The following is an 18784-nucleotide window of genomic DNA, read 5'->3' on the forward strand; positions in this document are numbered from 1 at the left end:
AGTTAGTATGCCCTTAATTGATGCTTTATTATTTGGGCTAACCTTGGGGGGAGCCTACGCCTTGCTGGCGCTAGGCTTCAACCTGCAATACGGCGTGGCGCGAATTCTGAATCTTGCCTATGGCGAGATGCTGATTCTTGCTGCGCTGGTTGCTATGGTTATGTTTACCCAGTTGGGAATCTCACCGCTTATTTCCACTATTTTATTGGGAACGCTGGCCGCGATACTTGGCGCGTTTCTCTACCGTTACGCGCTGGTACCGCTGGTAAAGCGAAGCCGCAGCCAGGAAGAGCTTGAAGGCGACAGTATTCTTGCAACTTTTGGATTGTTGTTCTTCCTCCAGGGAGTCATGCTCGCGCTTTTTGGCGGCAACTATCTAAGCTACTCATTCTTGTCGGTTGCCGTCGATGTGCTGGGTACAACCGTATCGGCAAATCGCCTTATTGCGCTTTTGGCAGCCATTTTGTTTGCCCTGGGGCTTTATTGGATTCTGTTGCGAACGCGGGTAGGTACGGCTTTACGCGCTGTTGCAGTGAACCCCGGCGCTGCGCCGCTGGTGGGTGTGAATGTTATTCGGATTGCCATGTTGGGCTTTGCCCTGGGCACCGGGATGGTGGCGGCAGCGGGCGTCTTGCTAAGCATGTTTTCTACGTTCAGTGCGACGATGGGTGTGGTGTATACCATGAAAGCCCTGATTGTCGTCATTATGGGTGGCGTGGGCAATTTTGTGGGCTGTGTTATTGCCGCATTAATGTTGGGGCTCATTGAAAGTTTTGTGTCGGCTTATGTTGATTCGGGCTTAACCCTGGCTGCCAACTACGCTATTTTCCTGCTTGTGCTGATTTTCCGTCCCGCCGGTTTGTTCGGGAGGGCGGTGTCGTGAAACAGTTGAATCCATTATCCATTGTCTTGTTTGTTGTTGTCTTTGGTGCGCTGGCCGTTGTTCCCCAATTTACCAACGACTATATTGTTTCCCTGCTGATTGGTTTGCTAATGTATGCCAACCTGGCCACTGCCTGGGGGGTGTTTTGTGGCACAACCCGGCGTGTTTCACTCGCGACAGCAGCTTTTGTCGGGGTGGGATGCTATACCGTCGCCTTGTTTTCAGAAACACTACCCTGGCCGCTGGTGCTGGTGTTGTCGGCTGTATTTGGCGGGATCCTGGCTTTGTTGATTGGTTTATGTACCTTGCGTTTGTCGGGTATGTACTTCGTGATTTTTACTTTCGGTGTGGCGGAAATGATTCGCCAGTTGGTGAATTGGTATGAGTCCAATATCAGCGGGTCTGTGGGGCGTTATATCTTTCTCGACGTGACGTCGGCTGAAATCTATTGGCAGCTTCTCATTTTGTTTGCCCTGGTGTGGATCCTCGGTTTCTGGCTTTCGCGTTCGCGGCTCGGTTTCGCCCTGCGTTTAATCGGCGAGGACCAGGTTGCCGCCGGCAATTGTGGCATAAATACGGTTAAGGTTCGGTTGCTGGTATTTGTGGGTACCTCAATGATTATGTCGGTGGTGGGCGCAATTATTGCGCCGCGTTGGGCCTATATTGAACCCTCGATCGCCTTCAATGCGCTAGTGTCATTCCAGGTATTGGTCATGGCGTTGTTGGGTGGGATTGCGCTGTATTTTGGGCCGGTTATCGGCGTCGTGCCACTCATTCTGGCTTTTGAAGTATTGACCAAATATTTTCCGGATCATTTCAGCATGGTGCTGGGGGCGATCTTTCTAATTATTGTGTACTGGTTGCCAGGCGGTATTCTCGGCTTGTTGCGGCGATGGGGGGCGATTCGTGGCTGATGCATTACTCCAGGTAAAAGGCCTTGAGCGTCGGTTCGGCGGATTAAGAGCCGTTGACGGCTTGTCGCTCGAGGTTCAGGCCGGTGAAATCTTAGGGTTGCTGGGGCCAAACGGTTCCGGCAAAACAACCGCAATTAATTTGATCAGCGGCGTGCTTGTACCTAATGCAGGCTCGATCAAAGTTAACGGGCACGAAGTGGCCGGTATGCCGTCGTATCGCATTTCGTCATACGGGATCAGTCGTACCTATCAACTGGTGCGGTTGTTTAGTGGCATGACCGTGCGACAAAACGTGGTGGCGGGCATGGCGTTTGTTCACGATCATGAGTTCGGTTCGCGGGCCGATGAAAAGGCCGACGCCTTATTGGCCAAAGTAGGGCTTGCAGGCCAGGGCGATACCCTGGCTGGTGACCTTACCTATATGAATCAGAAGAAGGTCGAGCTCGCCCGGGCATTGGCCAGTCGGCCCAAGTTGCTGTTACTCGATGAATGGCTGGCAGGATTAAACCCAACTGAGCTTATTGATGCCATGAAGCTCGTTGCCTCAATCAGGGAAGAGAATATTTCTATTGTCATGGTAGAGCATGTAATTGAAGCGGTTCGTTCTTTATGTGACCGCTGTGTCGTAATGAGCGCAGGCATGCCGATTGCTTCGGGTACACCGGCCGAAGTGCTGGCCGATCCGGAAGTGGTCCGGGCTTATCTTGGAGAAGACGAGGATGCTTGAAGTTAAGGCATTAAGTGCCTGGTATGGCATGCATAAAGCGTTGGATGATGTTTCCTTGAATGTTCAGCGCGGTGAAGTGGTGACCGTGTTGGGTGCAAATGGTGCGGGGAAATCTACATTGCTGAAGGCGCTGGCTGGGCTGATTCCTGTGTCGGCAGACGCGCAAATCAATCTGGACGGGCGATCTTTGTGTTCGCTGCGTGACTTCGAGCGTGTTGAGGCGGGTATCGCGCTTGTGCCCGAGGGGCGGGGTATTTTTGGTGAACTAACGGTGCGTGAAAACCTGTTTATGGGGGCTTACCCAAAGCGGGCACGCGTTGGTGAAACCGAAAACCTGGAACGCATTTTGTCGTTGTTTCCTCGTTTGAGCGAGCGCCTCTCGCAAACGGCAAGAACAATGAGTGGCGGTGAGCAGCAAATGGTCGCGATTGGCCGTGCGCTGATGTCGAGTCCCGAAGTTCTATTGTTGGATGAGCCTTCGTTGGGGTTGTCTCCGCTTATGGTTTCCGAGTTGTTCAAAACACTTGCCCGTGTTTGTGAAACAGGCGTCACCATTCTGATGGTCGAGCAAAATGCAAAGCGAAGCTTGAAATTATCTGATCGAGGCTACTTGATTGAGCAGGGCCGGATTGTTGGGACGGGAGCAGCGCAAGAGCTTTTGAACGACGAATCGGTAAAGAAGGCTTATTTGGGGGGATAGCACGCTGGTTGGTTTACCGCCTGGAAGCACAGCCCCCTGCCGTGAATTGCCGTGTAGCGGCAAACAACCGACAGGGCGCTGTGATTTTTGCTGTGCGAACTTATTGCCGGCGTTCGGCGCCGATCAGTACAAACAGCATGGTGGCGGCGTCAGTGCCTTTATTACGCCAGCCGTGACGTGCGCCATTTTGGATGACGACATCGTGTTTTTTCAGATGTAGTTCCTCACCCGTGCCCAGGTCCAGCCATATTTCACCGTCCAGAACGACGGCGTAGTCGACGGTATCCGTCGTGTGCATGGCCGGATCGTCCATTTCGAATGTTTGCGCCAGTCCGGGTGTTTTTTGGGCGACTTCGGCACCGAATGCCGCACCGTCGAACGAAGGATCACCCATTAAAGCGTCGGATGGAAAGGTGACGATCATGAAGCGGGTGCCGCCGACGGGGGGCAGGAAGTTTGTGGTGGGTTGTACCGGATCGGTCGCCAGTTCGGCGTTGCCCACTTTTGGCTGCGACGGCGTCGCCCATAAAAGCGTGTTGGCAAAGGCTGGGTGGTTGTCGAAAGTACGTACTGTTTGCGTGTCGCTGATTACGCTTGGCTTGCCGTTTTTGTTGGCAATGACCACGCGGCGGATAGGTTGGGGTGAGGTGGCTTGAACCATATGGGTCTCCTTCTGAATTTTGTGCGTAATTTTAATAATTATGTATATTATTTTATGGAAGGGCAATAGGATTAACCCCAGATAATACGTTCTGCACAATGATCAGAGGGCCTTTTTATGGTTAATACTTATGCATAAAATATTTATTTATGCATTAAAATAAGAAATGCCAACGGTGTTCAACCGGCTTTTTTCGCTCCATTTAATTCGGAACCTATAACCATGTCACTTATCGATATCCGCAAGCAAAGCTTGAATATTGAAACCATCTATCACGAGGGTGGACCGCGGTCAGCGCATCCAACCCGGGTGGCAACGGCTTGTGCCGTTATCCGTAATCCTTATGCCGGCACCTATCAGGAAGACTTAATGCCGTTTATGGCGGCGTTGCGCGAGTTGGGCAAAACGCTGTCTGCCGAGCTGGTAAACGCGCTCGGGGCCGACAATATCGAAGTGTATGGCAAAGGTGCGATTGTGGGCGTGAATGGCGAGCTTGAGCACGGTGCGGTATGGCATGAGGCCGGCGGTTGGGCTTTGCGTGCCGCGTTGGGTGAACCCAAAGCGATGGTGCCTTCCGCCAAGGCTGTGGCGGCTGCCGGCTATCGTTTGATCGTACCGTTGCATTATATTCATGCCTCTTATGTGCGCAGTCACTACACCATTGGTGAGGCGGGCATTCAAGATGCGCCGCGCCCTAATGAAATTCTGTTTGCGTTGCTTGCGGGCACGGGTGGTCGTATTCACGCACGCTTGGGTGGTCTGGCCAAAGAGGCCGTGAGCGTTCATGATGGGCAACGGTAATTTTTGTGCACACAGGTTCGACTGGTCGCGACGCCTGGAGCTGAAAGGTAAGTAAGATGAAGCACTACGATGTCATTATTGCGGGCTATGGGCCAACCGGCGCCACGCTGGCGAATTTGCTGGTTGCGCGGGGGCTTCAAGTGGCTGTTTTCGATAAGCTGCCCGACTTATACCCCTTGCCTCGGGCGATTGGAATAGACCACGAGGGTTTGCGCATCATGCAGGAAGTTGGGATTGCCGATGCGCTTCAGGATTTTATAGCGCCTTATCGGCCCAGCGAGTATCGCGGTGTCGATGGTCAACCCATCCTGCGCCTCGATGCCGCGCCTGCCCCGCACCGTCTGGGTTGGGCGCCCAATTATGTTTTTAATCAGCCCGCGCTGGAAAGTGCTTTGCGTAATCGCTTGTCCAAGCAAGACGCAGCGCATATTTTTCTTGAGGCTGAGGTGATCGATAACGGGCAGGATGCCGATTCGGCCTGGGTAGACGTCAAGCTGAAAGGCGAAACGCAAGTGACTCGATTCACTGGTTCCTATTTGATTGCTTGCGATGGTGGCGGCAGTCCTATCCGCAAGCGTTTGGGTATCGAGCTGGAGGATCTGGGTTTTGATGAGGCGTGGCTGGTTATCGATGCGATCGTCAACGACGAAAAGTTGGCGCAGTTGCCCGATACCCAGGTTCAGTATTGTGAGCCTGATCGTCCCTGCACGTTTGTGGTGGGACCGGGGAACCATCGGCGTTGGGAAGTGATGTTGCTGCCCGGCGAGCAAAATTCGGGGGATTATCCCGAAGAAGTGTTGTGGCCCATATTATCCCGGTGGTTGAAGCTGGGTGAGGGTCGCTTGTGGCGCCATGCCGCTTATCGCTTTCATGGGCTCGTAGCGCGCCACTGGCGTAAAGGGCGCACTCTTCTTGCCGGCGATGCGGCGCATATGACCCCGCCGTTTATGGCTCAAGGAATGGTTCAGGGCATGCGCGATGCGCTTAATCTTGCCTGGAAGCTGGAGTGGGTATTAAAAGGGGCCGGAAATGATGCTCTTCTCGACTCTTACGAGCAGGAGCGTCATCCGCATGTGGTTGCCACCACGCGCGCGGCAATGGAGCTGGGTCGAATTATTTGTGAACGAGACGCCGATAAAGCCCGTCGTCGCGACGCAGACCTGCGCGCGAAGCAGGGTGGCGTCGTTAAAACAACGATTCGTCAGAACATGATTCCAGGTTTGACGTCCGGCTTGATCGACATAACTGCGCCGGGCGCAGGAACATTGTTTCCCCAGCCGTATGTCACTGTTCATGAGTCGGGTGAGCCGCGTTCAGGTTGGCTGGATCAATTTGTTCAGGGCCGTTCTTGTCTGTTATCGATCGGCCTGGTTTCCAAAACGGAGTCCGATCAGTTGCACAACCTGGCGCAACGAATCAATGCAACGTTGGTATGCATCGGCGCCGACGACAATAGGGCGTCGCCGTATTCAGGCATTTGTGTAACGGAAGAAGAGGCGGTAATGGCGCCCTGGCTTGAGTCTTTGAATTGCCGCTACGTCATTTCACGACCCGATCATTATGTGTATGGGGCCGCGCCCGACTTGGCGACGCTGGAAAATCTTGTTAATCGTTATGTGCGCGACTTGGGCGGTTAAGGCGTGAAGCGACAGGCGAATTAGCCTTCTTTACCCGGGTTGCGCCACATTTCTTCTTTTTCGTTAAGTGTGCGGGCCAACACAAAGCATAAGTCGGAGAGCCGGTTCAAATATTGTTTTACAGGGTCCGAGACCGCCTCATGTTCGCTTAGCGCGATAACATTACGTTCGGCGCGACGACACACTGTGCGGGCCACATGGGCCAAGGCCGTGGCGCGGGTTCCGCCGGGCAAAACAAACTCTTTCAATGGTGCCAGCATGGCATTGAATTTCTTCAACGCTTGATCCAGTCGGGCAATTTGCTCTGTTTTTATGGCAGCGTAGCCGGGAATGCACAGCTCGGCGCCGACACTAAACAAATCGTTCTGAACTTGGCCAAGCAGCGTGTTGATTTCTTCAGGCAGTGGCTCGGTTCGCCATAAACCAATCATGCTGTTCAGTTCGTCGACATCTCCCATGGCCTGAACGCGTCGCGCATGTTTGTTGATACGGGTGCCGTCACCCAGTGCGGTGGTGCCGTCGTCACCGGTGCGTGTTGCGATAACTGACAGTCTGTTTGCCATGATGGATGCTCAGTGTTGGTATGATGTCATTGAATGGATTGTAATTTCTCTAATAAAAGCAGGGGTAGCGCAATGGTTTGGTCGCGCAGAAAAGCAATTTCCGGTTTGGTGGCAATGGCCGGCATATTAACGGCGTTTTCGTTTGCTCCGGTTCGGGCTCAGCAGGCCACAGCCTCCGGGAAAGTGCGTCGGGTGAATCCGTCGGCCGGTAAAATTACCATTATGCATGGTGAAATCGTCGAACTTAAGCTTCCCGCCATGACGCTTGTTTATCGCGTGGAACCGCAACTCATCCAGGAAATTCAGCCCGGCGATCAGGTCACGTTTACGGTGGTCCGCCAGAATGGCGATTACGTGATTATTGAAATTCGCAAGGGCTGATTACACCATGGTTTTTACAGTACGTAGCGCGCAAGGTCTTCTTTGCCGGCCACGTCTTCCAGTTGGTTGTTTACATATGTGGTATCAATAACAACCGTTTTCCCGCCATTGGATGTTGCCTCGTACGACAATTCCTCAAGCAGTTTTTCCATTACCGTATGCAAACGTCGTGCGCCGATATTTTCAGTGCGTTCGTTTACTTCATAAGCCAGCTCGGCCAGGCGCTGAATACCGTCGTCGGTGAATTCCAGATTTACTTCCTCGGTTGCCATGAGCGCCCGATATTGTTTGGTCAGTGACGCGTCAGTGTCACACAGTATTCGCACAAAATCCTGAGCTGTTAGCGAATCGAGCTCTACACGGATCGGAAACCGGCCCTGCAACTCCGGGATCAGGTCGGATGGTCGAGCCAGGTGAAACGCTCCCGAAGCGATGAACAGAATGTGATCGGTTTTCACCACGCCGTATTTGGTGTTCACGCTGGTGCCCTCCACCAATGGCAAAAGGTCACGTTGAACCCCTTGGCGGGACACATCACCACTGGTTTGTTCCTGTCGGGTGGTGATTTTGTCGATTTCATCCAGGAACACAATGCCATTTTGTTCCGCGTTGGTAATGGCGGTGCTGCGTAGCTCTTCTTCATTGACGCGTCGGGCTGCTTCTTCCTCGGTAATAAGACGGAAGGCCTCCTTAACCGTCATTTTCCGGGTCTTTTTCTTTTCCCGTCCCATGCCTGCGAACATGCCTTTAAGCTGCTCGGTCATCTCTTCCATGCCCGGCGGCGCCATGATTTCCATTTGCGGCATGGGTTGTTCAACTTCAATTTCGATTTCCGTCTCGTCGAGCTGACCTTCCCGCAGACGTTTGCGGAACGTTTGCCGCGCCGCATTCTCTTCGCGTTGTGGCTGTCCGTGCGCATCGCGAGGGGGAGGTATCAGGACATCAAGAATTCGGTCTTCCGCCGCATCTTCAGCCTGGGTTTTGACCCGTTTCATTTCAAGCTCACGGGTTTGTTTGATGGAAATGTCGACCAGGTCGCGAATAATGGTGTCGACATCGCGCCCGACATAGCCCACTTCAGTGAATTTGGTCGCTTCAATTTTGATAAAAGGGGCGTTGGCCAGCTTGGCCAGGCGTCGCGCTATCTCGGTTTTGCCGACCCCGGTGGGGCCGATCATGAGAATGTTCTTTGGCACGATCTCATTACGCAGCGGCTGAGGGACCTGCTGGCGGCGCCAGCGGTTACGCAAGGCGACGGCTACGGATCGTTTCGCTTTCTTTTGGCCAACAATGTGCTTGTCGAGTTCGGAGACAATTTCCCCGGGGGTCATGTTCAGGGCGGACATAAATTTGCTTTTCAGTTACAGGGTTTCAATAACGTGATTCTGGTTCGTGTAAATGCACAGGTCGCCGGCGATACCCAATGATTTCTTTACAATTTCCTCGGCGGAAAGGTCGGTATTCTGTAATAGTGCCAATGCAGCCGATTGCGCGTAAGCGCCGCCGGAACCAATGGCGGCTAAACCATACTCGGGCTCAAGCACGTCGCCATTACCACTGAGGATCAGGGAGTGCTCTTTATCGGCCACAATCAGCATGGCTTCAAGCCGGCGCAAAACCCGATCTGTGCGCCAGTCACGAGTTAGCTCGACAGCTGCGCGCAACAAGTGGCCCTGATGTTTTTCCAGTTTCCCCTCAAAGCGTTCCTGTAGGGTGAAAGCATCGGCGGTGGCACCGGCAAAACCGGCCAGTACTTTGTCGTGAAATAAACGGCGGATTTTCCGGGCCGTTCCTTTAAATACGATATTGCCCAGGGTTACTTGACCATCGCCGCCGATGGCCACCTGGTCGCCGCGCCGAACGCAGACAATGGTAGTAGCGTGAAATTGTTCCATATTCCTTCCTTTGAACGCTTTATTTGGGGCTGAAAGAGAAACTTTCAAGCCCCTTTCAAGGGTCGGGCGTTAAGGAAATAAAAAACGGCACTGTGTTTTTCGACACAATGCCGTTTTGTTTATGGTGAACCCACCGGGGCCGGCTATTTAGTCGCCATAAAGTTTTTGCCGCATTTCACGCCGCTCTTGTGCTTCCAGCGAGAGGGTTGCGGTTGGCCGTGCAAGCAGACGGGGAATGCCAATGGGTTCGCCCGTTTCCTCGCACCACCCATACGTGCCACTGTCTATCATCGTGAGCGATTGCTGAACTTTCTTCAATAGCTTGCGTTCACGATCACGCGTGCGCAGTTCCAGCGCATGCTCTTCTTCAATGGTGGCGCGATCGGCGGGGTCGGGAACAAATTGGGTTTCACGCAGGTGTTCGGTTGTAACGCCGGCGTTTGTCAGGATGTCTTGCTCAAGCTGTTTGAGCCGATCACGGAAAAAGGCCAGTTGTGCCTCGTTCATATAGTCGGACTCGGGCATGGCTAACAGTTCTTTTTCGGTGAGCGGCTTGGCTTGCGCTTCTTCTTTGGTGTTGCCTGATTTGGTGGCCATGATGTACCCCTAAAAATAGACGTCTTGTGCTTAATAATAAGTGTTAAGCAAGACAATTATCCAGGCCCTGACGGAAAATGTCTTCGGGCAGTTTTCGACCAATAAAAACCATTTTGGTTCCACGTTTTTCATTGGCTTGCCAGGCTTTGCCCGGCTCGGCACCCATCATCATGTGAACCCCTTGGAACAGCATGCGACGGTTAATGCCTTTTATATACAGAATTCCTTTGTAGCGCAGAAGGTCGGGCCCATAAACCTGCACGATGCCCCCCAAAAACTCTTCCAGTTTTTCCGGGTCGAATGCCTCATTTGAACGATATACAAACGCCCCGATTTCATCGCTGTGATGCGCGTGATGGTGATCATGGTGATGCCCGTGATGATGGTCGTGCCCATGGTCGTGATCGTGTGCCGCGTCGGGGTGGGTGTCCGCCAGGAACGCCGGGTCGATATCCAGGATCGTGTTCAGGTTAAAGCCGCTGATGTCGAGCAAGTCTTTAATGTCGGCTTCGCCGAAATGCACCGTTGTGATGGGCGCGCGAGGGTTCATATGCACAATGCGTGAACGCAGTGCTTGAAACTCGTCGTCGCTTACCAGGTCTTTCTTGGAAACCAGGATGCGGTCGGCAAAGCCTACTTGCTTCTGGGCTTCTTCCTGTTCGTTCAGCGTTTCCATGCCGTGCTTGGCGTCGACAATGGTAATGACGGAGTCGAGCCGATAGTATTCGGCGATGTCGTCATCCATGAAAAACGTCTGGCATACCGGGCCCGGGTTGGCCATGCCGGTTGTTTCAATCACAATGCGGTCGAAGGCGATGTCGCCGGCTTTACGCTTGGCGCGCAGCTCGCCAAGGGCACGTTGCAAATCGCCGCGAATAGTGCAGCACACGCAACCATTGCTTAATTCGATGATTTGCTCGTCGCTTTCCTGAACCAGCAATTCGTTATCAATGCTTTCCGGTCCGAACTCATTTTCAATAACGGCAATGCGCTGCCCATGGTTTTCCGACAGCAAGCGCTTAAGCAGGGTGGTTTTACCGGCGCCAAGAAAGCCAGTAAGGATGGTGACGGGCACCATATTGTCAATTTTCAAACCGGTGGTCATAACAGCTCACAACGCACAGCCCTAAGAGGGAAAAATAGATTCCCGAATCATTTGGGGATGCATAAAAAAATATCAACGTGCGATTACAGCACAGGCCGGCGCCAAGAGCAAACGGTTTGCTTAGTTGTTGTATTTCAAGCGTTTTTTGGTTCGGGTTAGTACTGACTCATGCCAGAGGTGTTTCATGTTGCTGACTACTGTGTCGTTGCTGATGGCAACGATTGCATAAAGCCCGCAACTCGGTTTCGTGGTGTTCCAGAACAAAGCCCGCACTGGCCACTTTGCGTGCCAGTTTCTTGTGAAGCTCAGGGTCGCTGAATTCTGCAACCGCGCCACATTGGGTGCAGATGACCAGGATGTCGTGAGGCTCGCCGGCGGCATCCATGCAGGCTGCCCATGCGTTGACGGCGTCAAGTCGGTGAATAAGCCCTTCTTCAATTAAGAAGTCCAGCGCGCGGTAGACGGTGGGAGGAGCGGCGCCGGGCTGAAATTCCCGGATTTCTTCCAGAAGCTCGTAAGCTTTCACACTACGCTGTCGCCGCAACAAAATTTCCAGTACTTTGCGTCGAATAGGCGTGAGTCGGCGTCCTCGCTGGCTACAAAGCTTTTCCGCAGTTTTTAATTGTTTGGCGATGCCCGAGGACAATTCGCTGGCTTGACGAGGCATAGTGTATCCGTGTGCCGTATGTTATAACATTACTCTAGCAACGTTGTAGATTCAACTTCTCATTATCCTCAATTATGTCTGTTTTTGCTCGATCTGTGCGTCAACGTCAACCATATCGCGGCTCCATCGTTCTGTTTTCCGCTTGGGCTCGTGCATGGCGTACTGCAATCGTGGTCGCTTTTTTATGGGCGGTGACGGGCTGGGCCATGCAGTGGTGGTAGGTTGCGGCTTATGAACCAGGCGATGATTGAGCTTGATGAGGTTTCGTTGGGTTGGCGCGATCGTGTTGCGCTTCGCGATGTGTCCGGTCGTTTTGTGCAAGGGTCCTTAACGGCTATTGTCGGGCCGAATGGCGCGGGTAAGTCAACCCTTGTTAAGGCGTTGATGGGGCAATTAAGCCCGTTAAGCGGCGAGATCCGTTTTGCGCCCGACGCCCAAAACAACGTGGCCTGTTTGCCGCAGCTTGGTGAGCTTGACCGAAGTTTCCCGATTAGTGTGTATGACCTTGTCGCCATGGGGGCGTGGCGACGTACTGGGTGGTGGAAGGGTTTTGGCCTATCTGAACACGACCGCGTGTTGCAGGCACTTGATACGGTAGGTCTGGCAGATTTCAGCCGGCGCATTATTGGTACGCTTTCCGGCGGGCAGCTTCAGCGCGCCTTGTTTGCACGGTTAATGCTTCACAACGCTAGCGTGCTGATTCTCGACGAGCCGTTCGCCGCCGTCGATCGACACACAACGGACGACTTGCTGGAACTGTTACTGATTTGGCACAACGAGGGGCGTACGGTGATTGTCGTATTGCATGATCTTGATTGTGTCCGTAACTTGTTCCCAGAAACCCTTTTGTTGGCGGGACAGGTTGTTGGTTGGGGGCAAACCGCGCAGGTGTTAACCACCGAGAATTTGCACCTGGCGCGCCACTTGTGCGCAGGAGATTACCTGTGAGCGGAATCGATTTCCTGTTCGTGCCGTTCACAGAGTTCGCATTTATGCGGCGTGCGCTGGCGGGGTCGGTTTCATTGGCATTTGCAGCCGGTCCGCTTGGTGTCATTCTGGTGCTTCGACGTATGAGTCTGATGGGCGACGCGATGGCACATGCCATTTTGCCGGGTGTGGCGGTTGGTTTTTTAACGGCGGGGTTGTCGTTATGGGCGATGGCGCTGGGCGGATTGGTAACCGGGTTGCTGGTGGCTATATTGGCCGGGTTTGTGTCGCGTCTGACGCCATTACGTGAAGATGCCAGCTTTGCGGCTTTTTATTTGGTTTCCCTTGGTTTGGGTGTATTGCTGGTGTCGTTGCGGGGCTCCAATATGGATCTGATCCATGTTTTGTTTGGAACAGTATTGGGTTTGAATGACGCATCTCTTTTATTGGTGACATCAACGGCCTCGGTGACACTATTTGTGTTGGCGCTGATTTTGCGTCCTCTGGTTGCGGAATGTCTTGATCCTGCATTTATGAGGGCGGAAAAAGGGTATGGTTCCATCAGCCATATGGTGTTTTTGGTTCTGCTGGTAATGACGTTGGTGGCGGGTTTTCAGGTTTTAGGCACGCTCATGGTAGTGGGCATCATGATGCTGCCCGCTGCTTCCGCCCGGTTTTGGGTGCGCTCAGTTGTGCGACAGATGGCCATGGCTGCATTCATTGGTGTTGCGGCCTCGTACTTGGGGTTGTTGTTTTCTTATTACCTTAATGTGCCTGCCTCGGCAGCCATTATTCTAACGGCGGGCATTTTGTATTTTGCTTCAGTTGTGGTGGGGCCTCAAGGTGGTTTGATTCAGGTTGCGCGCCAGTATCGCGCGCGGCGTTATCTATCAAAAATAGCGAAATAATGTGGGTAAAGCGGAGTAGAGCATGAGGTTAGGCGGTATTTCCCTGCGTTCGGCAGCAGTCAAGCGTTTATGTGTCGCTGCGATGCTCATGTTTTTCGCCGGCGCACTTTCGGCGGCGCCGGTGCGGGTTGTGGCGACGTTTTCCGTTTTGGGTGACATGGTCTCCGTTATTGGGGGAGAAAACGTCGAAGTGGTCACCTTGGTTGGCCCTGAGACGGACTCACATGGGTTCGAGCCTACCGCACGCGAAAACCGCATGCTTGCGCAGGCTCAAGTCCTGGTGTCGAACGGGTTGGGCTTCGAGGGGTGGTTGCCGCGTTTGGTAAAGGCTTCCGGCTTCGATGGCCTGGAAATTGTGGCGTCCAAAGGGGTGGAGCCGCGCCTGCTGGCTTCGCATGATGACGGCCATAACCACGACGGTCATGATCATGGCGATAATGGTGATGTCGACCCTCATGCCTGGCAAGACTTGGCCAATGGTATGCAGTATGCACGGAATATCGCCAACGGTCTGGCGCGCATTGATCCTGCGCATCGCGCCAAGTATCAAGAGCGTGCCCGGGTATATATAGAAGAAATGCAAAAGTTGCATGACGAAATCAAAGGGCAGCTAGAGGCAATTCCCGAGCAGCGGCGCCGCGTTGTTACGGCGCACGATGCTTTTGGATATTTCGGTCAGGCCTATGGTGTGACCTTTATTCCTATTGCGGGTATCTCTTCCGATGCCGAGCCGTCGGCCCGGGAAATGGCAGAGATCATTCGGCTGATCAGGGAAAGCAACGGTGTGGCTTTGTTCGATGAAAATGCGACCGGTGCCTCACGTATTCTGGAGCAGATTGCTCGTGATACCGGGCTTAAAGTGGGAGGGGTCCTTTACTCCGATACACTGGCGTCGGTTGATCAGCCGGCGGGCACGTACTTAGGTATGTTCAAGTGGAATGCGGGCCGCGTGCTGTTTTCAATTAAACCTTGAGTGTCGGGTGTGGGCCGACGCTGCTATTTGTTTTTGCGTGTGGCCCGTGGGTGGGCCTGGTCGTAGGCTTTAGCCAGGTGTTGGAAGTCGAGACGCGTATAAATTTGGGTTGTGGAAATATTGGCGTGCCCTAATAGTTCCTGTACCGCTCTTAAATCTTGTGCCGACTGCAGCATATGGCTGGCAAAACTATGACGCAGGCTGTGCGGGTGAACGTTTACCGGCAGGCCCAGCCGATGCACCAGTTTGTTCAATTGCAACTGAACGACACGCGGGCTAATGCGTTTGCCTCGCTCGCCCAGGAAAAGAGCGGCCTGGGTGTCGGCATTGGGTTCGTTGGGTTGTAATGTGTGGCGTACTTCAAGCCATTGTTGTATTGCGCGGACCGCGTGGCGCCCTAACGGTACCTGACGTGTTTTCCCGCCTTTTCCGGTAATCGTTGCCTGGGCGCTGGGAAGGTCAATCCAACTGATGGAAGTGTATTGATCGGTACGATGGTAACGCCAGTCGAGGCTAACCAGTTCCGCCAGACGCAAACCACTGGAATACAGAATTTCAAACATGGCTTGATCACGATGCTCGATGTTGGACTCAGGCGGCGGCAGTCCGGGCCGGTCGAGCAAGGCCTGTGTCTGTTCAACGGAAAGCGCTTTGGGTAATTGGCGGGCTGCCTTAGGGGCACGAACGCCTTTTGCCGGGTTTTCGTTTAAGCCGGCCTGCGGAGCCCACCACTGATAAAAGCCACGCCACGCGGCAAGTGCGCGGGCCAGGCTGCGGGGTTGATGACCCTGGCTGCGCAGGCGGGCGATGGTGCGTCGAATGTGGTCTTCACGCAGGTTTTCCAGCCTGGTGTCTGGGTTCAGTGTAATCAGCTGCGCCAGATCGTGTTCGTATGCCTGCAATGTATGGCGCGAATACCGGTGATTCGTTTCCAGGTGAATCAGCCATTGACGCACAGGTTCGGGCAGTGCGTTCACGGCGTTCATCCTATTTCAAACGGGAAAGGGCGGCCGAGGCCAGCGAGCTTAATATTTCCAGGAATGCGGTGCCCATGTCGGGCTGGAAGCGCTCTTTGTCTTCTGCACCTAAAACCAGCAAGCCAAACACACCTGAATCGTCTTTCATGGGGACCACCGCGAGCGATTGGGCGGGTGCGTTCAGCCAGGCCAAAACAGGCTGGTCGGTAACCGGCCCGCAATAGGGTGCGTTAAGGGCGTTTGCATATTGTTTTATTTCTTCCGTAATGCCGTCGGTGAAATGCGTGTCATTGCACTGTGAAAGCCCCCAGACTTTCAGCGTGGTGTTGGGTAATTCAAACAACGACGACAGGTGTTCGACAATTAACTGAGGCAGGCGCTCGGCTTGTGGTTCGGCCAGCATCCGGCAGCACCAGCTTGTAAGGGTGCGACTGATTTTTTCGTTGCCTGATGCGTTGTTGATTAAACCCGACAGGCGCCATTCAAGGTCTTTGGTTTTGGCGCGAAGCGTAAGAATTTGGCGCTCACCCAAAGAAATTGCCCGTGTTTCATGTGGGTGCGGGACCCGTAACTCAGAGAATACTTCTGCGTGCTCCTGGAAAAAATCAGGGTTGCTTGCCAGAAAACGGGCGATTTCTTCGGGGGTGAAGGTGGAGGCGCTCATGTGCCAATTATCCTTGTTCAGTCGTGTTGCGTAAGCTTATCAATGTCGACCCGCCCGGTAAACACAGTTGTTGCGGGGCCGGTCATATAAAGGTCGGGATTCGCCCAGTCGATTGTTAGCGTGCCGCCCCGGGTATGCACTGTTACCGGGTTGTCGAGCAGGCCGCGTCGTATGCCTGCCACCGCTGCTGCGCAGGCACCCGTGCCACATGACAAGGTTTCACCTGCACCCCGTTCATACACGCGCAATTTGATGGTGTGGCGGTCGACCACTTCCATAAAACCAGCGTTAACACGTTGGGCAAAGCGTGGATGCGACTCAATTAGGGGGCCAAGTTCCGCTACGGGTGCGGTGGCGATGCTTTCCACAACTTGAACAGCGTGTGGGTTCGAGATGGCAACCAGCGAAATACGAACGGGAGAGGCACAGGCCGTTAACGGTAACTGCCAGACTGTGTCTTCACCTTGTGTTTCATTGCTTAAGGCCGAAGTATCGAAGTGGACATCGGCGGGGGTGAAACGCGTTTGGCCCATGTTCACTACAACTTCACCGTTGTCGGTTTCGGTTAATACAATCAGGCCGGTTTGTATTTCGGCTTTTAAGGGGTTTCGTTTTGAAAGCCCTTGCTCGTGGATGAAGCGGACAAAGCATCGGGCGCCGTTACCGCAGTGCTCCACTTCACTGCCGTCTGAGTTGAACACCCGGTAACGAAAGTCGGCGTCGGGGTGCGATGGTGTATCGACCAACAGGATCTGGTCGGCGCCAATACCGAAATGACGATCTGCCAGCGCACGGGCGCGTTGTGGTGTCATCTCGATTGGCTGGCGTATGCCGTCCAGGACAATGAAGTCATTGCCTGCGCCGTGCATTTTGGTGAATGTCCAGATCGTCATGGTGTTCACTAGTAAGGTTTGGGGCCGTCGTTGGGGCGTGTTTTGAAGCGTCGATGAACCCAATAGTACTGCGCTGGATCTTCGCGCACCCAGTCTTCAATGAGCCGGTTGATGCGCGCGGTGGCAGCACTAAGGTCGTCGGTGCCGGGGAAGTCGGGTACAGGGGGCAGAATACGGACATTGTAGACCCCGGTTGCCAGGTCAAGATTACTAATAATGGGCAATACTGCGGCATCCCAGGATTGTGCGATTTGGGCGGTACTGGGTAGTGTCGCTGCAGGCACGCCGAAAAATGGAACAAATACGGCGCCCTTCGGGCCGAAATCCATGTCAGGCAGGTAATAAATGGGGATGCCCTGACGCAACAGTCGTATCAACCCGCGAATGCCGTCTTTGCGACTGATCAGGAATGATTCGTTGAAGCGCGCGCGACCTTCCCGCATGAGTGCGTCGACATCATGATCACTCGAAGGCGTGTAAAACGTGGCTGTGCGCTTGCTGTGCATGGTCAGCCTTGAGCCGGCGGCGTCAAGCCCGACAAAGTGCGGGGCCAGAACCAATATTTTGCGGTTGGCCTGTAGCAGCGCATCGAAGTGTTCCAGCCCGCTTATTTTGACTGTTCGGGCAACGCGGTCGGGATCGCCAAACCAGATAAGCCCGCGGTCAATAATGGATTGCGCCAATAAATAGAAATGCCGATGCAGCAGCGCTTCGCGTTCTTGATCGTTAAGGTTTGGGAAACACAGCCGCAAATTGGTACGCACAATATGTGCGCGTGATCGCATGAGCCGGGGGGTGAGCCACCCAAGAATACGTCCCCATCGCAAACGTGTTCGGGTTGGGCAGCGGCCAAAATACTCAAAAACGGCGCGAAGAAGTGTGGATTTACTAAGAGTCATGTGTTGCATTGCTGGGCTGAGGAGGCGCGCCGGCCGGGGTTTTGTAGCGGTTGTAGCTCCAAAGATACTGTTCGGGAAAGCGTCGGATCAGTGTCTCCATGGTTTGGTTGATAAGCGTTGCCTGCGCGAGCGCATCGGTAGGGAATGGGTCGGGCAGGCGAACGTAATGGATGCGCCAACCTTTACCTTGAGGCAGGCGTTCGCCTGCCGTCATGATGACAGCCACGCCGGTTTGTGCCGCGAGTTTTCCGGCTAAAGTCATGGTGTAGGCGTGGCGCCCAAAAAAGGGAGCCCACACACCTTCGCCTTCCCCCGGCGCCTGGTCGGGCAACATTCCTACCGCTTCGCCTTTTCTAAGCGCCTTAACGAATTCTTTCACCCCTTGTCGGTTGGCGGGTACCGCACGCAAGCCGGGTGCATTACGCGCGCTTTCCATAATGGGAGCCAGAATGGGTTTGCGGGGGGGGCGGAACATGACCGTAATAGGTCCATGCCGGGTTAAGTAACGCGCGGTAATTTCAAAGCAACCCAAATGGGGTGTGAGATAAAGTACGCCGCGCCCTTCTGCCAGCGCGGTCTCTACAACGTGGTTGTCGTCACTTACTACCAACGCCAGGCTTTCTTCATTTTTAAGCCAGACTTTCGGCAACTCCATGATCATCGCGCCGGCTTGTGCGGCCGATTCCAGGGCGAAAGCGGGGTTGGTGTAACCGGCTTGCTTTGCGTTATCTTGTAGACGCTCCCGATATTTGTCGGGAAAGCGATACACCATTCGCCCGCCTACGCGCCCCAGGGCGTGCAAAACTGATAATGGTAGAAACGACAATAAACGAAACAGAAAAAGCAGCATGGCGGCTTATAAGCGCAAAATATGAGCATAAACAGTACAACTTGCTATTTTCGCTTAAAATAAAAAATGTCGCCGAGTTAACCGACAACTTGCGGGGCGACAGCCGCTGGTTAATTTTTTGACCGAAGGCGTACTATTCCGCTAAAGCGTCGCGCCCAGATC

At 53.8% G+C, this 18784-nt stretch carries 22 protein-coding genes; 10 read left to right on the plus strand and 12 right to left on the minus strand.

Annotated features, from left to right (window positions below; genetic code table 11):
- Nucleotides 1–7 precede the first annotated feature (7 nt).
- From G9Q38_RS04990 to G9Q38_RS05005, 4 genes are read left to right on the plus strand one after another with little or no spacing between them, the layout of a single operon-like run.
- Nucleotides 8–883 carry a branched-chain amino acid ABC transporter permease gene (locus G9Q38_RS04990; protein ID WP_114420440.1) on the plus strand — a complete coding sequence of 292 codons (876 nt, stop codon included), beginning with the start codon at nt 8–10 and terminating at the stop codon, nt 881–883.
- Nucleotides 880–1797, plus strand: a complete 918-nt coding sequence (locus tag G9Q38_RS04995; RefSeq protein WP_228276199.1) for a branched-chain amino acid ABC transporter permease — start codon at nt 880–882, stop codon at nt 1795–1797. Before G9Q38_RS04990 ends, G9Q38_RS04995 begins: the two co-directional genes overlap by 4 nt.
- Nucleotides 1790–2524: an ABC transporter ATP-binding protein gene (locus G9Q38_RS05000; protein ID WP_166128430.1), complete on the plus strand. Its 735-nt coding sequence runs from the start codon at nt 1790–1792 to the stop codon at nt 2522–2524. The genes G9Q38_RS04995 and G9Q38_RS05000 overlap by 8 nt, the downstream gene beginning before the upstream one ends.
- On the plus strand, nt 2517–3224 hold the full coding sequence (locus G9Q38_RS05005; RefSeq protein ID WP_166128433.1) for an ABC transporter ATP-binding protein: 708 nt from the start codon (nt 2517–2519) through the stop codon (nt 3222–3224). Before G9Q38_RS05000 ends, G9Q38_RS05005 begins: the two co-directional genes overlap by 8 nt.
- 100 nt (nt 3225–3324) lie before the next feature.
- Here G9Q38_RS05005 and G9Q38_RS05010 read toward each other — a convergent pair whose 3' ends face one another.
- Nucleotides 3325–3885 (minus strand): cupin domain-containing protein, encoded by a 561-nt coding sequence (locus G9Q38_RS05010; RefSeq protein WP_166128435.1) that lies wholly within the window; start codon nt 3883–3885, stop codon nt 3325–3327.
- A gap of 222 nt (nt 3886–4107) precedes the next feature.
- On the opposite strand from G9Q38_RS05010, the gene G9Q38_RS05015 reads away from it, so the two are divergent.
- On the plus strand, nt 4108–4686 hold the full coding sequence (locus tag G9Q38_RS05015; protein ID WP_166128438.1) for an amino acid synthesis family protein: 579 nt from the start codon (nt 4108–4110) through the stop codon (nt 4684–4686).
- 56 nt (nt 4687–4742) lie between these two features.
- A complete protein-coding gene (locus tag G9Q38_RS05020; RefSeq protein WP_166128442.1) occupies nt 4743–6323 on the plus strand; it encodes a bifunctional 3-(3-hydroxy-phenyl)propionate/3-hydroxycinnamic acid hydroxylase in 1581 nt (526 codons plus the stop codon).
- 20 nt (nt 6324–6343) lie between these two features.
- Here G9Q38_RS05020 and G9Q38_RS05025 read toward each other — a convergent pair whose 3' ends face one another.
- Nucleotides 6344–6886, minus strand: a complete 543-nt coding sequence (locus G9Q38_RS05025) for a cob(I)yrinic acid a,c-diamide adenosyltransferase (protein ID WP_166128444.1) — start codon at nt 6884–6886, stop codon at nt 6344–6346.
- 72 nt (nt 6887–6958) lie between these two features.
- Between G9Q38_RS05025 and G9Q38_RS05030 the strand changes: the two genes are divergently transcribed.
- Nucleotides 6959–7267 (plus strand): copper-binding protein, encoded by a 309-nt coding sequence (locus G9Q38_RS05030; protein ID WP_166128447.1) that lies wholly within the window; start codon nt 6959–6961, stop codon nt 7265–7267.
- Between the two features lie 14 nt (nt 7268–7281).
- Here G9Q38_RS05030 and hslU read toward each other — a convergent pair whose 3' ends face one another.
- From hslU to G9Q38_RS05055, 5 genes are all read right to left on the minus strand, one after another.
- Nucleotides 7282–8613 (minus strand): ATP-dependent protease ATPase subunit HslU, encoded by a 1332-nt coding sequence (gene hslU / locus G9Q38_RS05035; RefSeq protein WP_166128450.1) that lies wholly within the window; start codon nt 8611–8613, stop codon nt 7282–7284.
- 15 nt (nt 8614–8628) lie between these two features.
- On the minus strand, nt 8629–9162 hold the full coding sequence (hslV, locus tag G9Q38_RS05040) for an ATP-dependent protease subunit HslV (RefSeq protein WP_114420448.1): 534 nt from the start codon (nt 9160–9162) through the stop codon (nt 8629–8631).
- Nucleotides 9163–9309: 147 nt separating this feature from the next.
- Nucleotides 9310–9759, minus strand: a complete 450-nt coding sequence (dksA, locus tag G9Q38_RS05045) for an RNA polymerase-binding protein DksA (RefSeq protein ID WP_114420449.1) — start codon at nt 9757–9759, stop codon at nt 9310–9312.
- Nucleotides 9760–9802: 43 nt separating this feature from the next.
- Nucleotides 9803–10864, minus strand: a complete 1062-nt coding sequence (locus G9Q38_RS05050; RefSeq protein WP_166128452.1) for a CobW family GTP-binding protein — start codon at nt 10862–10864, stop codon at nt 9803–9805.
- Nucleotides 10865–11030: 166 nt separating this feature from the next.
- Complete coding sequence (locus G9Q38_RS05055) at nt 11031–11531, minus strand: Fur family transcriptional regulator (protein WP_166128455.1); 501 nt, start codon at nt 11529–11531, stop codon at nt 11031–11033.
- A gap of 231 nt (nt 11532–11762) precedes the next feature.
- Between G9Q38_RS05055 and G9Q38_RS05060 the strand changes: the two genes are divergently transcribed.
- From G9Q38_RS05060 to G9Q38_RS05070, 3 genes are read left to right on the plus strand one after another with little or no spacing between them, the layout of a single operon-like run.
- Nucleotides 11763–12479 (plus strand): metal ABC transporter ATP-binding protein, encoded by a 717-nt coding sequence (locus G9Q38_RS05060; RefSeq protein WP_166128457.1) that lies wholly within the window; start codon nt 11763–11765, stop codon nt 12477–12479.
- A gap of 44 nt (nt 12480–12523) precedes the next feature.
- Nucleotides 12524–13366, plus strand: coding sequence for a metal ABC transporter permease (locus G9Q38_RS05065; protein ID WP_370523903.1), 843 nt, complete (start codon nt 12524–12526; stop codon nt 13364–13366).
- Nucleotides 13367–13388: 22 nt separating this feature from the next.
- Nucleotides 13389–14339, plus strand: coding sequence for a metal ABC transporter solute-binding protein, Zn/Mn family (locus G9Q38_RS05070; protein WP_166128463.1), 951 nt, complete (start codon nt 13389–13391; stop codon nt 14337–14339).
- A gap of 23 nt (nt 14340–14362) precedes the next feature.
- Here G9Q38_RS05070 and xerC read toward each other — a convergent pair whose 3' ends face one another.
- Genes xerC through G9Q38_RS05095 form a run of 5 tightly spaced genes read right to left on the minus strand, consistent with a single transcriptional unit; the run spans nt 14363 to nt 18622 of the window.
- Nucleotides 14363–15325: a tyrosine recombinase XerC gene (xerC, locus tag G9Q38_RS05075; RefSeq protein ID WP_166128465.1), complete on the minus strand. Its 963-nt coding sequence runs from the start codon at nt 15323–15325 to the stop codon at nt 14363–14365.
- Nucleotide 15326: 1 nt separating this feature from the next.
- The gene (locus G9Q38_RS05080; protein ID WP_166128468.1) at nt 15327–15980 is read right to left on the minus strand and encodes a DUF484 family protein; all 654 of its coding nucleotides are present in this window, start codon (nt 15978–15980) and stop codon (nt 15327–15329) included.
- Nucleotides 15981–15997: 17 nt separating this feature from the next.
- Entirely contained in the window at nt 15998–16873 is an 876-nt protein-coding gene (dapF, locus tag G9Q38_RS05085; RefSeq protein WP_228276200.1) for a diaminopimelate epimerase, read from the minus strand.
- A gap of 8 nt (nt 16874–16881) precedes the next feature.
- Nucleotides 16882–17772, minus strand: a complete 891-nt coding sequence (locus G9Q38_RS05090; RefSeq protein ID WP_166128470.1) for a lysophospholipid acyltransferase family protein — start codon at nt 17770–17772, stop codon at nt 16882–16884.
- Complete coding sequence (locus G9Q38_RS05095) at nt 17762–18622, minus strand: lysophospholipid acyltransferase family protein (RefSeq protein ID WP_166128473.1); 861 nt, start codon at nt 18620–18622, stop codon at nt 17762–17764. The genes G9Q38_RS05090 and G9Q38_RS05095 overlap by 11 nt, the downstream gene beginning before the upstream one ends.
- Nucleotides 18623–18784: the final 162 nt, after the last annotated feature.

This window comes from Pusillimonas sp. DMV24BSW_D, assembly GCF_011388195.1.
In the GTDB taxonomy this organism is placed as follows: Bacteria; Pseudomonadota; Gammaproteobacteria; order Burkholderiales; family Burkholderiaceae_B; genus Neopusillimonas; species Neopusillimonas aestuarii.

What these genes read in the sequence shown, in the direction of transcription:
- G9Q38_RS04990 (WP_114420440.1), top strand. Translation starts at nt 8, where the DNA reads ATGCCCTTAATTGATGCTTTATTATTTGGGCTAACCTTGGGGGGAGCC.
- G9Q38_RS05005 (WP_166128433.1), top strand. Translation starts at nt 2,517, where the DNA reads ATGCTTGAAGTTAAGGCATTAAGTGCCTGGTATGGCATGCATAAAGCG.
- G9Q38_RS05010 (WP_166128435.1), bottom strand. Translation starts at nt 3,885, where the DNA reads ATGGTTCAAGCCACCTCACCCCAACCTATCCGCCGCGTGGTCATTGCC.
- G9Q38_RS05015 (WP_166128438.1), top strand. Translation starts at nt 4,108, where the DNA reads ATGTCACTTATCGATATCCGCAAGCAAAGCTTGAATATTGAAACCATC.
- G9Q38_RS05020 (WP_166128442.1), top strand. Translation starts at nt 4,743, where the DNA reads ATGAAGCACTACGATGTCATTATTGCGGGCTATGGGCCAACCGGCGCC.
- G9Q38_RS05025 (WP_166128444.1), bottom strand. Translation starts at nt 6,886, where the DNA reads ATGGCAAACAGACTGTCAGTTATCGCAACACGCACCGGTGACGACGGC.
- G9Q38_RS05030 (WP_166128447.1), top strand. Translation starts at nt 6,959, where the DNA reads ATGGTTTGGTCGCGCAGAAAAGCAATTTCCGGTTTGGTGGCAATGGCC.
- hslU (WP_166128450.1), bottom strand. Translation starts at nt 8,613, where the DNA reads ATGTCCGCCCTGAACATGACCCCCGGGGAAATTGTCTCCGAACTCGAC.
- hslV (WP_114420448.1), bottom strand. Translation starts at nt 9,162, where the DNA reads ATGGAACAATTTCACGCTACTACCATTGTCTGCGTTCGGCGCGGCGAC.
- dksA (WP_114420449.1), bottom strand. Translation starts at nt 9,759, where the DNA reads ATGGCCACCAAATCAGGCAACACCAAAGAAGAAGCGCAAGCCAAGCCG.
- G9Q38_RS05050 (WP_166128452.1), bottom strand. Translation starts at nt 10,864, where the DNA reads ATGACCACCGGTTTGAAAATTGACAATATGGTGCCCGTCACCATCCTT.
- G9Q38_RS05055 (WP_166128455.1), bottom strand. Translation starts at nt 11,531, where the DNA reads ATGCCTCGTCAAGCCAGCGAATTGTCCTCGGGCATCGCCAAACAATTA.
- G9Q38_RS05060 (WP_166128457.1), top strand. Translation starts at nt 11,763, where the DNA reads ATGAACCAGGCGATGATTGAGCTTGATGAGGTTTCGTTGGGTTGGCGC.
- G9Q38_RS05065 (WP_370523903.1), top strand. Translation starts at nt 12,524, where the DNA reads ATGCGGCGTGCGCTGGCGGGGTCGGTTTCATTGGCATTTGCAGCCGGT.
- G9Q38_RS05070 (WP_166128463.1), top strand. Translation starts at nt 13,389, where the DNA reads ATGAGGTTAGGCGGTATTTCCCTGCGTTCGGCAGCAGTCAAGCGTTTA.
- xerC (WP_166128465.1), bottom strand. Translation starts at nt 15,325, where the DNA reads ATGAACGCCGTGAACGCACTGCCCGAACCTGTGCGTCAATGGCTGATT.
- G9Q38_RS05080 (WP_166128468.1), bottom strand. Translation starts at nt 15,980, where the DNA reads ATGAGCGCCTCCACCTTCACCCCCGAAGAAATCGCCCGTTTTCTGGCA.
- dapF (WP_228276200.1), bottom strand. Translation starts at nt 16,873, where the DNA reads ATGACGATCTGGACATTCACCAAAATGCACGGCGCAGGCAATGACTTC.
- G9Q38_RS05090 (WP_166128470.1), bottom strand. Translation starts at nt 17,772, where the DNA reads ATGACTCTTAGTAAATCCACACTTCTTCGCGCCGTTTTTGAGTATTTT.
- G9Q38_RS05095 (WP_166128473.1), bottom strand. Translation starts at nt 18,622, where the DNA reads ATGCTGCTTTTTCTGTTTCGTTTATTGTCGTTTCTACCATTATCAGTT.